The sequence below is a fragment of the Rhizobium sp. HT1-10 genome, from assembly GCF_049472505.1.
Lineage (GTDB): Bacteria > Pseudomonadota > Alphaproteobacteria > Rhizobiales > Rhizobiaceae > Rhizobium.
This window is the reverse complement of the sequence record NZ_JBCEBQ010000018.1, coordinates 22,031-36,075: the sequence shown is the minus strand read 5'-3', so window position 1 is coordinate 36,075 and position 14,045 is coordinate 22,031. Positions and strand designations below refer to the sequence as shown.

Annotated in this window: 10 protein-coding genes; 6 read left to right on the top strand and 4 right to left on the bottom strand. The window is 54.8% G+C overall.

Annotated features, from left to right (window positions below; all coding sequences use genetic code 11):
• Nucleotides 1-269 (top strand): ATP-binding protein (locus VH564_RS24975; RefSeq protein ID WP_423342542.1); only part of this gene is annotated, 269 nt, incomplete at its 5' end.
• 64 nt (nt 270-333) lie between these two features.
• Here the strand turns inward: VH564_RS24975 and VH564_RS24970 are convergent.
• The gene (locus VH564_RS24970; protein WP_423342541.1) at nt 334-561 is read right to left on the bottom strand and encodes a hypothetical protein; all 228 of its coding nucleotides are present in this window, start codon (nt 559-561) and stop codon (nt 334-336) included.
• 1,026 nt (nt 562-1,587) lie between these two features.
• Between VH564_RS24970 and VH564_RS24965 the strand changes: the two genes are divergently transcribed.
• Genes VH564_RS24965 through VH564_RS24955 form a run of 3 tightly spaced genes read left to right on the top strand, consistent with a single transcriptional unit; the run spans nt 1,588 to nt 6,578 of the window.
• Nucleotides 1,588-4,116, top strand: a complete 2,529-nt coding sequence (locus VH564_RS24965) for a bifunctional diguanylate cyclase/phosphodiesterase (RefSeq protein WP_423342540.1) — start codon at nt 1,588-1,590, stop codon at nt 4,114-4,116.
• 55 nt (nt 4,117-4,171) lie between these two features.
• A complete protein-coding gene (locus tag VH564_RS24960; RefSeq protein WP_423342539.1) occupies nt 4,172-5,416 on the top strand; it encodes a type III PLP-dependent enzyme in 1,245 nt (414 codons plus the stop codon).
• Between the two features lie 22 nt (nt 5,417-5,438).
• The gene (locus tag VH564_RS24955; RefSeq protein WP_423342538.1) at nt 5,439-6,578 is read left to right on the top strand and encodes a DMT family transporter; all 1,140 of its coding nucleotides are present in this window, start codon (nt 5,439-5,441) and stop codon (nt 6,576-6,578) included.
• 342 nt (nt 6,579-6,920) lie between these two features.
• Here the strand turns inward: VH564_RS24955 and VH564_RS24950 are convergent, their stop codons facing one another.
• Both VH564_RS24950 and VH564_RS24945 read right to left on the bottom strand, forming a co-directional pair.
• Nucleotides 6,921-8,135 carry a diguanylate cyclase gene (locus VH564_RS24950; RefSeq protein ID WP_423342537.1) on the bottom strand — a complete coding sequence of 405 codons (1,215 nt, stop codon included), beginning with the start codon at nt 8,133-8,135 and terminating at the stop codon, nt 6,921-6,923.
• A gap of 182 nt (nt 8,136-8,317) precedes the next feature.
• Nucleotides 8,318-8,872, bottom strand: a complete 555-nt coding sequence (locus tag VH564_RS24945; RefSeq protein WP_423342536.1) for a nuclear transport factor 2 family protein — start codon at nt 8,870-8,872, stop codon at nt 8,318-8,320.
• Nucleotides 8,873-9,446: 574 nt separating this feature from the next.
• On the opposite strand from VH564_RS24945, the gene VH564_RS24940 reads away from it, so the two are divergent.
• A complete protein-coding gene (locus VH564_RS24940; protein WP_423342535.1) occupies nt 9,447-10,895 on the top strand; it encodes a PAS domain-containing protein in 1,449 nt (482 codons plus the stop codon).
• A 436-nt stretch (nt 10,896-11,331) separates the two neighbouring features.
• The gene (locus tag VH564_RS24935) at nt 11,332-12,162 is read left to right on the top strand and encodes a GGDEF domain-containing protein (RefSeq protein WP_423342534.1); all 831 of its coding nucleotides are present in this window, start codon (nt 11,332-11,334) and stop codon (nt 12,160-12,162) included.
• Between the two features lie 47 nt (nt 12,163-12,209).
• Here VH564_RS24935 and VH564_RS24930 read toward each other — a convergent pair whose 3' ends face one another.
• Entirely contained in the window at nt 12,210-13,976 is a 1,767-nt protein-coding gene (locus VH564_RS24930) for a methyl-accepting chemotaxis protein (protein WP_423342533.1), read from the bottom strand.
• Between the last annotated feature and the right edge of the window lie 69 nt (nt 13,977-14,045).

The window sequence follows — 14,045 nt, the reverse complement described above, 5'->3', positions numbered from 1 at the left end:
CATACCAGCTTCTCATCATCGATGAGCTGGGCTTCGTGCCGCTGTCGAAGACCGGCGCGGAGTTGCTGTTCGAGCTAATCTCGCAACGATACGAACGCGGAGCCACCCTGATCACCAGCAATCTACCGTTTGACGAATGGACGGAAACCTTGGGTTCCGAGCGTTTGACGGGCGCACTGCTCGATCGCATCACCCACCACGTCAACATCCTCGAGATGAACGGCGACAGCTATCGTCTCGCCCAAAGCCGCGCCAGAAAGGCCGGCTAAACCCTCCTTGAAAATCGCCACGCACGCATGAGACCCCCGCTCGGGCTACGCCCTCCCGGAGGTCTCATGCGTGCGCCACAAGTGGCCTGGTTTTACTCCGCCGCCTGGCCTTAATTTGCTCCGGCGTTGACATTGCAACATTGCGCTCGACCAAAGTCTCCTGTTGACTGCGGGCATTGGCGTCAACGGTCTCCACGCCGTAGTAGGGGATCGCTGCGAGCCCGGTGATAAGCATAGCCAATCCGGCAAGGACCGGGCCGATGAGCTTCAACTGAATAAATCGGGCCGCCAAGCAGTGGTTTCCTTCGGATCTCGGAGCTGAACTTCCGAGGGAGCGATAACACAGGATTGCTTACGATCACGTTATCGATGACAGCTCGATCGCAGTGAGCTTATGGGAATTGAATTTCGTAAGCATTATATAGTTTACCATTCGCTATCTCGATCACGCACAGTGCTCCGCTGTAACTCTAATGTCTCGAAGAACTTGTAAGGCCACGTGGCGAATGACGTTGCGCGACCAAAATTTTGCTTAGATCTAGGCGACGGCAGTGACAGGCGCGGCCGGCAGCCTCGGCCAGCTGCACCGGAAGTGAGCCAATGCCGCCCGAACCGTTGGTGATCAGCAGACTTGGCCGCTGGTTAGCTTGGCCTGGTCGAATATCGCCTGCCAAGCGGTCTCATTGGGCCGGAGCTTACTTGGAAGTGGATTAGTTCAGCGGGGCAAGGTCAATCATGCCCAATTCGTGTGGAATGAGCAGGCAAAACTCTCGACCTGTAACACCTTCACAAAATCCCTTTTCGATCGGATTAAGGATGTCGCTGAGAATGACTGCGAAATTTCGGATCAATTGATCGCGTACGAACTAGGCGAAATCGACATCGGGATGGAATGCGCTAATGGCTACGCAAACACCGGGTCGCGTCCAATATGGGAAGGGTTCACCGGGCCTCGCCAACTAAAGTTCTTGTTTGTTTACAATCTCCGACCGGGATTCGGTTTCAGGGTAGATCGCGAATGAAAAGATGGTCGCTTCGCTACCGTATTTCCTAAACTCCTGGTCGACAGTCGGGCCTGATGCCGCCGCACAGGTTCATCGATTTATGGCGAAAGTATAAGCGAGTTATAATACACGTAAGAACCATTTGCGTTGCAATCTTTTAACCGTGAATCGATGTCATATGCGGCGTTAATACATGCTTTGCAAATTGCCTTTTACACACACTACCCATGTCTCAGGGGCGTGGTACGTATATGCTAAACTTATCCGGATTTAAATTTTCCGACAGCAATTTCTCACGAAGAATTATACTCCCTATGGCGAGCGTGGTGCTCGTCGCCATCGCAGTGGTTCTCGGATGCGTGCTCTTTTCCGCAAATGGGCAGAACACGCTAGAAGTGGAGGCCTCTACAAAACTGGCGACTACTGCACTACAGGTCAAAGCAAGAGAAGTGGCTCGCAATCTCAAAGACTACGCCGTCTGGGACGATGTCTACAAGAATCTGCACGAGAAAATCGATACCGATTGGGCGGGCACTGATGGTAACATCGGAGCCAATGTCTACAATGGACTAGGCTACGAATTCGGATTGGTTGTCGACCCTAATGGCAAGACGGTTTACGCGGTTGTCGAGGGAAGGCCTCAAACCGTCGATGCATTTACAATCATGCCAAATGGATTGCGTGACCTGCTGCACGTCGCCTCGTCACAGGCAGAACCTGTAACTGGAATGATCAAAGCCGGCGACGATGTCTTTATTGTTGCAGCTACCGGCATCTTGCCCCCCACGATCGATCGGGACAAGGTGGCGCCTAAAGACCTGTCTATGATCGTCTTTGCCAAGAAGCTTGATCACAAGTTTCTTCAGCACATCGGCGACGACTATCTTCTCAACAATCTTGACTTTAGTTCCAAGCCTTTGGGGGCAGCAGCTTCCATCCCTTTGCTATCGCAGGATAAAGTTTACCTCGGTTCGATTACTTGGACGCCTTCCAAACCAGGCTATATGCTGTTGAGCGTCATTTTACCACCACTAGCCATCGCGCTTGTTATCCTTGCGGTGTTCGCCGTTCTCGTCGTCCGAAACGCGCGCAAGTCGACGCAGGCCTTGGAGCAATCGGCAAAGACGGTCGAGGCTTACGCCGAAACATTGCGTGAAAGTGAAGCCCGGTTCCGCGACGTGGCAGAAGCTTCGTCTGACTGGATATGGGAAAGCGACGCCAGCCTTCGGCTTGTGTATTTTTCCGCTCGATTTACCGAAGTTACCGGTATGGCCGCCACCAACGTCCTCGGAAAAACCATCAAACAATTTTTCTCCAGCGATACCCATTCGGACGGATGGCGTCGTCTGGTCGATGAAACTTTGGAGCATAGCGCATTCCGCGATCTGAGATGTTGCTACCGCGACGCCCGGGGTCATGCACGCATGTGTCGGCTCGCGGGCAGGCCAATTCTATCTCCATCCGGAGAGTACTTGGGATATAGAGGAACTGCGACCGATATTACCGAAGAGGTTGAGGCCCAGGAGCGCGCAGCCCATCTTGCACACCATGACGCCCTGACAGGTCTTCCCAATCGTGTCCTTTTCCGAGATCGATTGAACGTTGCAGTCGCCAGTCACCAAGGGGAAACTGCCAGAATAGCTGTTATCTGTCTTGATCTCGACCATTTCAAGGAAGTCAATGACACGCTCGGGCACGGCGCCGGCGACATCTTGTTGCAGCAACTGTCCGGTCGGTTGACCGCTTGCGTTCGCCCGAGCGACACTGTCGCACGGCTTGGCGGCGACGAGTTCGCCATCATTCAGATCGGTGTAAACCAGCCCCTTGAAGCCGAACAGCTAAGCCGAAAGCTGATCGAGGCAGTTCGGAAGCCGTTCCTCATCGACGGGCAGGAGCTCCACATTGGTGTCAGCGTAGGGATTGCTATCGCAGACCTTGCCTATGGAGATCCAGAACGGCTGTTGAGGAATGCAGATATCGCCCTTTATCGCGCCAAACAAGCTGGACGGGCGACTTACAAGATCTTCGAGCCCAAAATGGACATCGAGCTCCAGGCACGCAAAGCGCTTGAACATGACCTGCGGCAAGCTGTTCTCAAGAGTGAACTAGAGGTGCACTACCAGCCCCTCATCGATCTCGAAACAAGGACGATTACAGCGGTCGAGGCGCTTGTCCGTTGGCGCCACCCTGATCGCGGTCTGGTGTCGCCGGCAGACTTTATCCCACTTGCAGAGGAAACGGGGCTGGTCGTCTCGATCGGTGCCTGGGTCCTGGAAACGGCCTGCACACAAGCGATGGAATGGCCGAACCTGCGCGTTGCAGTCAATCTTTCCCCAGTCCAGTTTCGCAATCGCGAACTCATTGAGACAGTCAAGGATGTTTTGGCTCGGACAGGTCTGCCGGCAGACCGCCTGGAACTGGAAATTACAGAAAGCGTTCTTATAAACGACGCCAACGCTGCCCTCAGCATCCTAAACGCCCTCAAATCCCTTGGGGTTAAGATCGCCATGGATGATTTTGGAACTGGCTACTCCTCGCTCGGGTATTTGAATTCGTTCCCATTCGATAAAATCAAGATTGACAAGTCCTTTATCGGCGACATGAGTACGCAAGACAAATCTGGTGCGATCGTCAAATCCGTGATCAGCATGGGACAGAGCCTCAATATGATCACCACCGCCGAAGGTGTGGAGACGATTGAACAGGCGACGTTCCTGACAGACGAAGGCTGCGATCAGCTCCAGGGGTTTTATTTCAGTAAGCCCGTGACCGCCGAAGAACTCAGCAGATACCTCGAAAACTGGACGGGTTTCGAGACCGATACAGTCACGATCGCTGCCTGACACTAAACAAGCATATTAAAAATAGTCCAGCAAAAATCAAACAGGGTCTCTTTCAATGAACGCGCTTCGTGCTTCGACCGTCGTCGACGTGTCGCACAATTCTCCACGTCAACTCCAGGCAAAAATCAATGACAACCTCTCGGCATTCGAACGCCCGAAAGGTCTGGAGCCACCGCTGCGGGTTTTTTCGGATGTCGATGATGTCATCACGAGACTTCAGCCAAGCGAGCCAGTGTTTTGCCTGGAACCCGCCAAGCTGCGTGCTGCAGCAAAGAGCTTCGATGCCTTTCCTGGTCGCTCCCTGTTCGCGGTCAAGTGCAACCCCCATCCATTCGTGCTGCAGACGCTTTTCGGGGCGGGGATCACAGATTTTGACGTTGCTTCATTGGACGAAGTCCGACTGATCGATGGCATGTTCGGCGCTGGCGCCGGGCAATTTTTCAATAATCCGGCAAAGACAAGGCCAGCGATCAGAGCGGCGAGCCAACACCACGGCATTCGGTTCTACACCGCAGATTGCATCGATGAGATCGAGAAGATCATCCAAGAGGCCGGCGATCGTGATGATTTGATTATTGCCGTCAGGCTGGCCACCAAGCCTGCCGATGCACGGTATATTCTTTCGACGAAGTTTGGAGCGCAGCCGGCCGATGCCAAGGTGATGCTTGAGCATATTCGCAACCAGGGCATAAAGGCTGGGATTTCATTTCATGTCGGCTCACAGTGCCTCGCCCCCAAAGCATTTGCGGAGGCCGTCCAACTGGCTGCTAAGGTTGCAAGATCGGCGGCTGTGAACCTAAGCGTTCTTAACGTCGGAGGGGGCTTTCCCGCCGCTTACCCAGGTGACGACGTGGCGGGTAGGGATGTCTATTTCGGGCACCTGATCCGATCGATACGAGACGCCTCCCTTCCTCGCGGATGTATCGTCGTGTGCGAGCCCGGGCGGGCATTGGTGGCCGACGCGGGGACCACAATCGTACAAGTCGTCATGCGCCGTGGACGCAACATCTTCATCAACGACGGCATTTTCGGCACCCTCCAGGAGCTAGGCCATCCCAAGGAGCGACGCCCTGTTCGCCTCGTTCGAAACCGCGAGCCTTGCATCTCTAAGAACGCCGATTTCAAGGTCTACGGTCCGACATGTGACAGCAACGATGTCCTGGGTGCACCCTTCTCTTTACCGGACGACGTCCGGGAAGGCGACTGGATCGAGATCGGTATGATGGGAGCATATAGTTTGTCGATGCGGACCCATTTTAATGGGTTCTTTACCAGCGACATCGTCTGTCTGGGGAATTGATCTATTCCAGGGAAAGCTATTAATGAACGATCGTGGCGGGCGGATACTTGCATCCTTGGTCGGCGCGATCGGCGTTATACTTTGGGCGAGTGAAACCAGCCTCATCACCTATACGACTGCGATCCCGCCGCTAGAGACTTTAGCCATTGCCTTTGCGTTTGCAAGTGCCTTGTCGCCGCTTGTCTGGATGATCACCGGCAGCTCGCCGATGATCGCCTTCAAGCAGCCGCCCGCCGTATGGCTTTTGACGGTTGGCTCATTGGTCGCCTATCATGCCTGCATCTACTATGCGACCCAAAAGGCGCCGCCCACCTCCGCCGCATTGCTGCAAGGGACGACGCCGTTGATGATCGTCATCGGTTCTGCATTCTTGCCTGGCGAGCGGCTCCGGTGGTGGCATCTTGTTGGTGTTGCCTTGGGGATGGCGGGTGTTCTGCAACTTGTTAGTACTGGCGGCAACGACAGCGTTGTTGACGGCAGCTTCTACCTCGCATTGGTCGGGATCGCGGCCGCGCTTTGGGGCCTGTATTCTCTTCTGTCTCGAGCCCTTCCGGAAGTCCCATCCTCTGCTCTCGGAATGTTCTACGTCGTGTCAGCCATTGTTTCCTTCTGCGGACATTTCGCAGTTGAGACTTGGGTGCAGCCCGAGCCAAGCGCTCTGCTAGCGATGGCAGCGCTTGGCATTTTTCCGATGGGGCTCGCTATTTATTTCTGGGATTATGGATTAAAGCGCGGCGACATACAGGCGCTGGGCGCATTTTCGTACGTGGAACCCTTTATCGGTGCGGTCCTTGTCGCACTTTTTGCCCACGGTGTATTGGAGCTTTCATTACTTTGGTCCGGACTGCTGGTGGTGGGCGGCGCGGTATGTGCGAGCGCGAACCTTTGGCTTCCAAGACCCGCGGTCGATCCGCATCCTGATACCTCTCGTGCTGATTTCAAGTTTGTTCGCTCGGTACCCGACATCAGTGAGGATAGCGTCCGCGTATCCCTAGCGCACTTAGGGAAGCTATTGGACGATTGGCGTAATGGCACTGCAACAGCGGTCCGCTTGAGGGCAAATGAAAAACGTTGCTATGATCCAGTCGGGAAGGGGCCAGTTCTATCTTCTAGCGATGATCCTCATGACCACCGGACTTGCTCTGTGCAAATACGGCTATAATCTCCCTTCCTTTCAGGTAGTCAAATACGGCGGTTCCATAAATGGGCGTTACGCCGCGAAGTCCTATCCATCAATCACTTCGCTCGTTCGACTAGGGTGTCGCCGGTTCGCATTCCATCAAGGCGAAGATTTGACGGAGATTGTTTCCTCCAAATGAGGTATCCTGACCGATAGATATCGCGACCTATTCCATGTCAGCGGATATGGCGCCTGCCGATCGAAGATCCAAATCCCTTCACGCCCAGCCATCTGGCCGCTACAAGCGGAAATTATTTCCGTATGAACAGGTGGCGCAATTCGAATCTCATCATGAGCGCTCTTGTCCAAAAACGCTACGTCGAATCAGGACGCGCCCATCGCCACTACCCGCGACTGATGATCCAAGGGATCTGCTGAGGGGTGCAGCAGCAATTCGTTTGGCCGTGCGGTCTCAACGCGATTCCGCCCAAGGGATTTCGCCCGGTACAGCGCGCCATCGGCGCTTGCGAGCATCCCGGCGAGGTCGTGGCAGTCCGGTGCAGCAAGGCCGATACTAACGGTGGCCCCGGTTTTCAAACCCTCTGCCCGAGCGGCTGCTTCGGCGAACCGGCTAGCGATCGCCGAGCCGCGATTGAGAGCCTGGGAATGGTCGCAACGAGGCAGAAGCGCAGCGAATTCCTCACCACCCAGCCGGACAATAAGAGCGTCTGTTCCCGCTTGTTCGCGGGCGGTTTCGGCGAACAACTGCAAAACCTTATCTCCGGTTGAATGTCCATGACGGTCGTTGATCGCCTTGAAGTGGTCGAGATCGAAGGCGAGCAGGGACACGGGGTCTCCATGCCGCTCCCGGAGGATCCGAGATGCCTGCTCAAAAAAGGCGTGACGGTTTGCAAGCCCGGTCAACTGATCGGTTTGTGACATGCGGAGCAGATGGAGCTTTTCCTCCTCTCGAATAATCATCAGAAAAGACATCGGCATCGCTACCGAGTACAAGACGGCTTCGTACATCGTCGCCTTCCCAACGATGGAGATAATATCTTGTCCGTACCGCTGAAGGAGAACAGGGGCAATGAACGCTCGGCCGAGGTAGAACACGGCATGGACGGCCGAGATCGATAGAGCGATCGGACGTGAGCGCAATCGCTGGGCCGTGCGACTGCGCAGAATTATCCATGCTGTCAGGCCGCAGGTCAGCGCGATGGGGATAGACGAGACATGGTTCCAGAAGGCGGCCTGGAAGTGCGTGCCAGCGATCGCCCAGGCGATGGCTAGGAAGCTTAGGGCTGCGACGGACGACCAGAGATACCGGTGACCGTCGAGGCCGGCGATGGCGTTAAGGACCAAAAGGTAGCCCAACATCATCAGGATGTTGACCGCCCCCATGCCGAGCGCGACCGGAAAGTGGCTCCGGTTCATTGCAAGCACGCACCCGAGAATGAACGCGAAGAGTGCCGCGGCCAGAACACCGAGCACATGTGCGCGGTCTGGATGTGCCTGCCTTTCCCAAAGGAGAAGCGACGCTGACACCAGCAGCGTTCCGACGGTTAAGTACCAAAGGGTTTGTAAATCGATCTGCATTGCTCTGCCTGCCTTACGTCAAAGCCTACAGGGTGGTCTTTATAAGATTCTTTACGTCGCCTCTGATTTCGCCGATATGGTTGGCGCAACCTTAAGCGTGCTGTTGAGTGCCGGCGTTAAATATGGGGGCGTTCCGCGAAAGGGCTTGCCGGCCTATCGCATGCGACGGTAGGTGCAGCGGTTCAAGGTCTGGAAGCGCATCTCTGTCGTTCAATTTCGAAGCCCCATCGGCCCTTTTTTCTTTTTCTAAAGTTCGACATAGGCTTGCCAACAGCAAACCTAATTCGGCTTGGTTGCCGGATCCCAGTGCTCGTCGGCTTGCCGTCAACGAAGCGCCAGCTGTCGAACCACGTCGTCGTATACGACCTGCTCGAATCTTTCGGATCCTGGATCTGACGTGGATAGCTGACGGTGACGATGTCGTTTTCGGCCACGACGGAAACGATATCCGTCGTCATTTTCTCCGGAATGGGCGTAGCCCGCTGCTTTCGCACCTCGGTGAAATAATAGACGACCCCGTCGAGCCCCGAAACGGCATTGGGATTGTGCTGCAGGTAGCGTTTTGTCAGGTAGTGGTCGGCCAGCTCCCAGTGGTTCGCCTCGAGCAACACCTTGATGATATTGTAGGCGGCCTGCTTGTTCCTGTTGAGCACAGGATCCTTGCTGGTGAACAGCGCGTCCGGATTGTCGATGCCGACAACCGCTTCCTGTGCGGACGCGCCTTCCATGGCTGCCATCACGAGAGTTGCGGCCAGAATTAGGTGCTTCATCGATGTTCCCTTTGCTTTACTGACGATGGCCGGACAATAGGTGCGCGGGAAATCGGTGCAAGTACCCACTTTGCCGACGCATAGGCAGCAAACGTAACCGGCGGACGATTGTCTTAACCCGGTGTGTTTCGGCGCCGTGGTTGACCCCACCGTAGGCGTCGAACGTTGAGATCGTCTCCCAGCGCGTGGTGTAGCTGGGACACGATCCTTGAGACCCCGGCTTGAGGCGAACCTCTTGGGAGAAATAGGCTGAACGGTCCGCGCAATGACACAGCCGGTAGGTCGTATCTTCTCAAGGCGTGCGATTCCATCGTCTAGGCCATCACAAGACGTTGATGCCGTGTGCCTCGCGTCTGGCTCGCATTATCGGTTGAGGATCAGCAGCATTTCAATCTGTGGTGACATAGCCATTTGGAACGTTAGTTACCCGCTAGCGGGCACGACGGCGTCCTGAAATAAAGATCTTTTGAATATGTTTCATCTGGACGTGCTTACCAGCTCGCCATAAATATTAGAAAATTAGTTGTTCGAAAGCGTCTGAATGAATATCACGACCGAAAAACCTTCCACAGACGGTTTCACCGAGGTGCTCTTTTCCGGTGGCCCGTTCATGGCCATGGTCAACGCGACGCGAACACCGATGGTCGTCACGAATCCGAGGCTACCAGATAATCCTATCGTCTATGCCAACGCGGCGTTCATGACGATGAGCGGTTACTCCGAGGAGAAAATCTTCGGGAGGAACTGTCGTTTCCTTCAGGGTGAGGCGACAGACCCATCAACTGTTAACCGCTTGGGGCGCGCGATCGCGGCGAATGAAGAAATTGAGGTCGACCTCCTAAATTACCGGAAAGACGGAAGTAGGTTCTGGAACAGGCTTCTGGTCTCTCCTGTTATCGAAAACGGGTGTGTCGCATTTTTCGTGGCGTCGCAGCAGGATGTAACGCTTGAACTGGTAGAGCTTGCCACTATAGCGCAGAGCAAAATCGACCTGGAAGCTGAAGTCGCGGACCGTAACGCCGCTCTGGATGACAGCGAGCAACATCTTCACCTAGCCCTCAAAGCTGGAAAGCTCGGGATATGGACGATCGACCTATTGACGGGGGAACTCAGTGCGTCGGCAGAATGCAAAGCGATTTGTGGGCGCACCCCGGACGAAAGTCTCACGCTCGATGATTTGCGGACATCCATCCATGAGGAGGATCGCATTCTGCAGGTCGAGGCAATCAACGACGCGATAGAGAGCAGGTCTCTGCTCGATGCCGAGTATCGTTTGATCACACCTGCCGGCGAACTCAGGTGGGTCCAAATACGGGGCCAAGCGAAATACGCCGGGGACGGCACACCTCTGTCCATCACAGGTGTCACCCAAGACATCACTTCAAGACGGCAGGAACAGGGGCATCGCGCACTTCTGGCTCAGGAGTTGAGCCACCGCCTGAAAAATACGCTGGCGTCGCTTCAGGCGATCGTTTCGCAGACGATCAAGCGCGCCAAGTCTCTAGGCGAGGTCGAAGCAACACTTACGGCGAGAATCCACGCGATGGTCATCGCCAACGACCTGTTGGTAACCGAGGACTTTGGCAATGCGTCGCTTAAGACCCTTGTGATGCGGACGCTGGCACCATTCGGGGTCGAAGACGCCCTTAGATTCTCGATTGTTGGTGAAGAGATCGAGCTGCCGTCCAACGTTGTTCCGGCCTATGCGCTCGCGTTGCATGAACTTGCGACGAACGCCACCAAATACGGCGCGTTGTCGAACGATAGTGGCGTGGTCGAAATCGAATGGGCGACCGACGTAACGTCCACTGGAAATAAGCTTATTCTGAGTTGGCGCGAGCGAAAGGGCCCCACGGTCACGCCCCCGGTTAAAACGAGCTTCGGAACGCAATTAATCCGACGTCTCCTCGTGAGCGAGGCTGGCGGCGTAGCCGATATCTTATATGATCCGGCAGGACTGTTGTTTTTCGCGACGGTCCCAATTGACTGATCGGGCTGGCTTTTCACCCAGCTGAGAAGCACCATTCGGCAACGACTAGTCTAGCTGATCGAGTGGCATTTCAGCACACATAACCCATGCCGTTGATTACCTTCGAGAAGTAGCTTTTCAATGGAAATGCCGGGCCGTTCCTCATGTTTGGATGCCCCTTTCGATGCAAGGACTTTTTACCGCTAGACCGACTGATCGGTGTGCGCGCATGTTTCAGACCTCATATGGCGGCCATGACTTGCCGCGGGCCGGTATGGTGATACGCGGACTGGAGTCTACACTGCGAGGTCATCGGGAAGTGACAAGGTCGACGTAAAGCCCTGACTTCGTCGCTTTGGCAAATCGTTCATGATGAAGCTTCAGAGATTTCCAACGCCTTTGCGTTAACGTCGCACGCGGACTTTTCCAACTCGGGAAAAGCAGAGGACTGAACATAATGACTGCGCGATCGATTATCGACCATCACGTAAAGCAAGCCTGCGAGACCAATAGGTTTGAGCACAAGGACCAGGTATTGCGTTTCGCTGTCAAGATGACCGCGGCTGTCACTATCATAGCGGATATATTGAATCTCGCAGCCCACGTTTCGCTGAACGCCTTGGGACTACTGCCCTATGCATTGCTTCCTGCTGCGATCGTCGGGCTCGTCATTTCGACCGTGGTCGCTTCGGTCCTAACGTTTTCGGTCATTTATGTCATCGGCTTGGCCATCCATCGCCTGACGATTTCTCGCGCTATGTTCGAGCGACTGAGTAGGACGGACATGCTTTCCGGATTATTGAACCGGAGGGCGTTCGTCGACGAGGTTTCGAAAGCACCTCAAGATGCGTCGCTGGTCCTATTCGATATAGACCGGTTCAAGTTCATCAACGACACTTACGGACATGATGTTGGCGATCGAGCCATCTGCATGGTGTCGAGGCAACTTGCGGCGACTCTTAGCGACAAACATATTGTTGCTAGAATTGGTGGAGAGGAGTTCGCGGCTTTGATCGTTGAACTCACCCCGACGGAACGTCTTGCTCTCGTTGAACGCTGTCGACAGATGATCGAGGCGTCAAATGTGGGCGACGATGTCGCGCATTTGCGGGTAACGGTGTCCGCAGGTATCGCGGAACGGAGCTCCCACGATACATTTCAATCTTTATTCCTTAGATCCGACCGCGCTCTTTACCTTGCAAAAGCATCGGGCAGGAACAGGGTGATACATTCCGATCAAGTCCAAGAACTGATGGATAAGTCAGGCGAAGGTCTCTACGCCAGCTGAAACAGCCTCGCCATCGCTATTGTGTGTCGACAGCTGTCCGAAGCGTCTCAGAACTCCTCCCAGTCCTGCGCCACGGCTGCAGACGTGGACCGTCCGCCGACGATCGCGATGCGAGGCTTCGCCGCTCGGTTCGGACCCGGTTGTGATACTGACCTGGCTACCGGCCTTGACATGGTATTTGATATGCCAAAATCGAATTGTTCGAGCAAAGCAAACAGGGCTTCGGCTTCTGAGGCCAGAGCATGGCTTGCAGCCGTCTGCTCCTCGACCATGGCGGCATTTTGCTGGGTGCTCTGATCGACGGCGTTGATGGCGCGGTTTATTTCGGAAAGCGCGACTGACTGCTCACGTGATGCCTCAACGATAGCAGAGACATCGGCGTTGACGCGGTTGACGCTTTGACCAATTTCTTCGAGGGCAACTCCAGCCTTGCCCACGAGAGCCACGCCGTCTGCAACCTGATTGCCAGAGGCGGTGATCAGGTTTTTAATCTCCTTGGCGGCTTTCGCAGATCGCTGTGCAAGCTCCCGAACTTCCTGGGCGACAACTGCAAAGCCCTTGCCCGCTTCGCCGGCTCGGGCAGCTTCGACGCCAGCATTGAGTGCGAGTAGGTTGGTCTGAAACGCAATCTCGTCGATGACGCCGATTATGTTGGAGATCTCACGTGAGGAGTCATTGATCTGATCCATCGCCGTGACCGCTTGCTTTACGATCTCGCCGGAATGTTCGGCATGAGCCTTGGTCTTAGAGACCAGTTCACCAGCCTCCTGGGCACGGCGCGAAGAGTCATTGACGGTGGTCGTGATCTCTTCGAGTGCGGCGGCGGTTTCCTCCACCGACGCTGCCTGCTGTTCGGTGCGCTTGGCAAGGTCATCTGCCGAAGTCTTGACTTCGTTGGAGCCTGCAGCGATCGCCTTCGTGTTGACCGCGACACTCTCCATGGCCGTCCGAAGCTTTTGGCAGGCGGCGTTGAAGTCCGTGCGCAGACGGTCGAGAGATGGAATAAATGGCTGCGTGACTGCTTGAGCCAGATTACCTTCTGCAAGTTTCGACAAGCCCTCGCCGAGCGTGTCGACGTTCTGAACGCGGCGCGTCACGTCGGTCGCAAACTTGACCACCTTAATGACTTTGCCTTCGGGGCTTAACACCGGGTTGTAGGATGCCTGGATGAAGACGTTGCCTCCGCCCTTACCGATGCGCTTGAACTCTCCAGTGACGAATTCACCGTTCTGCAGTTTGGACCAGAACAGTTTGTAGTCGCTTGACTTTGCCTCGGCTGGATCGACAAACAAACTATGATGCCGGTCTTTCACTTCGGACCATGTATATCCCAACGCGGACAGAAAATTCTCATTTGCTTTTAGAATATGGCCGTCTGGCGTGAATTCGATGATCGCCTGGGCCCGAGAGATGGCGTCAATCTTGGCGCCGGTGTCAATCGCGTTCATTTTTGTCTGGGTTATATCATTGGCGAACTTAACAATCTTGAGGACTTTACCACTGCCGTTCTTGATCGGATTGTAGTTTCCGCGGATATAGATTTCCTGACCGCTCTTGGCGATCCGTTTGAATTCACTGCACTCGAACTCGCCCCCGCAGAGCTTGTCCCAAAACTGCTTATAGGCGGACGAGGCGGCGTATTCCGCGTCAAGGAAAATGCGATGCTTCTTTCCGACAATTTCCGTCTCGGTATAGCCCATCAGATCGCAAAAATTGTCGTTGGCCTTGAGGATTGTTCCGGACACGTCGAACTCAATGATTGCCATCGATTGGTCGAGGGCAGAAAACAGTCGGTTTAAATCGTAGGAAAACATGATTACCTGCGGCTCCGTCCTTCGCTGCAATATTTTGCCCCAAATTAGCGCGTACTTCTTAATGTCTCG

What these genes read in the sequence shown, in the direction of transcription:
- VH564_RS24965 (WP_423342540.1), top strand. Translation starts at nt 1,588, where the DNA reads ATGGCGAGCGTGGTGCTCGTCGCCATCGCAGTGGTTCTCGGATGCGTG.
- VH564_RS24960 (WP_423342539.1), top strand. Translation starts at nt 4,172, where the DNA reads ATGAACGCGCTTCGTGCTTCGACCGTCGTCGACGTGTCGCACAATTCT.
- VH564_RS24955 (WP_423342538.1), top strand. Translation starts at nt 5,439, where the DNA reads ATGAACGATCGTGGCGGGCGGATACTTGCATCCTTGGTCGGCGCGATC.
- VH564_RS24950 (WP_423342537.1), bottom strand. Translation starts at nt 8,135, where the DNA reads ATGCAGATCGATTTACAAACCCTTTGGTACTTAACCGTCGGAACGCTG.
- VH564_RS24945 (WP_423342536.1), bottom strand. Translation starts at nt 8,872, where the DNA reads ATGGCAGCCATGGAAGGCGCGTCCGCACAGGAAGCGGTTGTCGGCATC.
- VH564_RS24940 (WP_423342535.1), top strand. Translation starts at nt 9,447, where the DNA reads ATGAATATCACGACCGAAAAACCTTCCACAGACGGTTTCACCGAGGTG.
- VH564_RS24935 (WP_423342534.1), top strand. Translation starts at nt 11,332, where the DNA reads ATGACTGCGCGATCGATTATCGACCATCACGTAAAGCAAGCCTGCGAG.
- VH564_RS24930 (WP_423342533.1), bottom strand. Translation starts at nt 13,976, where the DNA reads ATGTTTTCCTACGATTTAAACCGACTGTTTTCTGCCCTCGACCAATCG.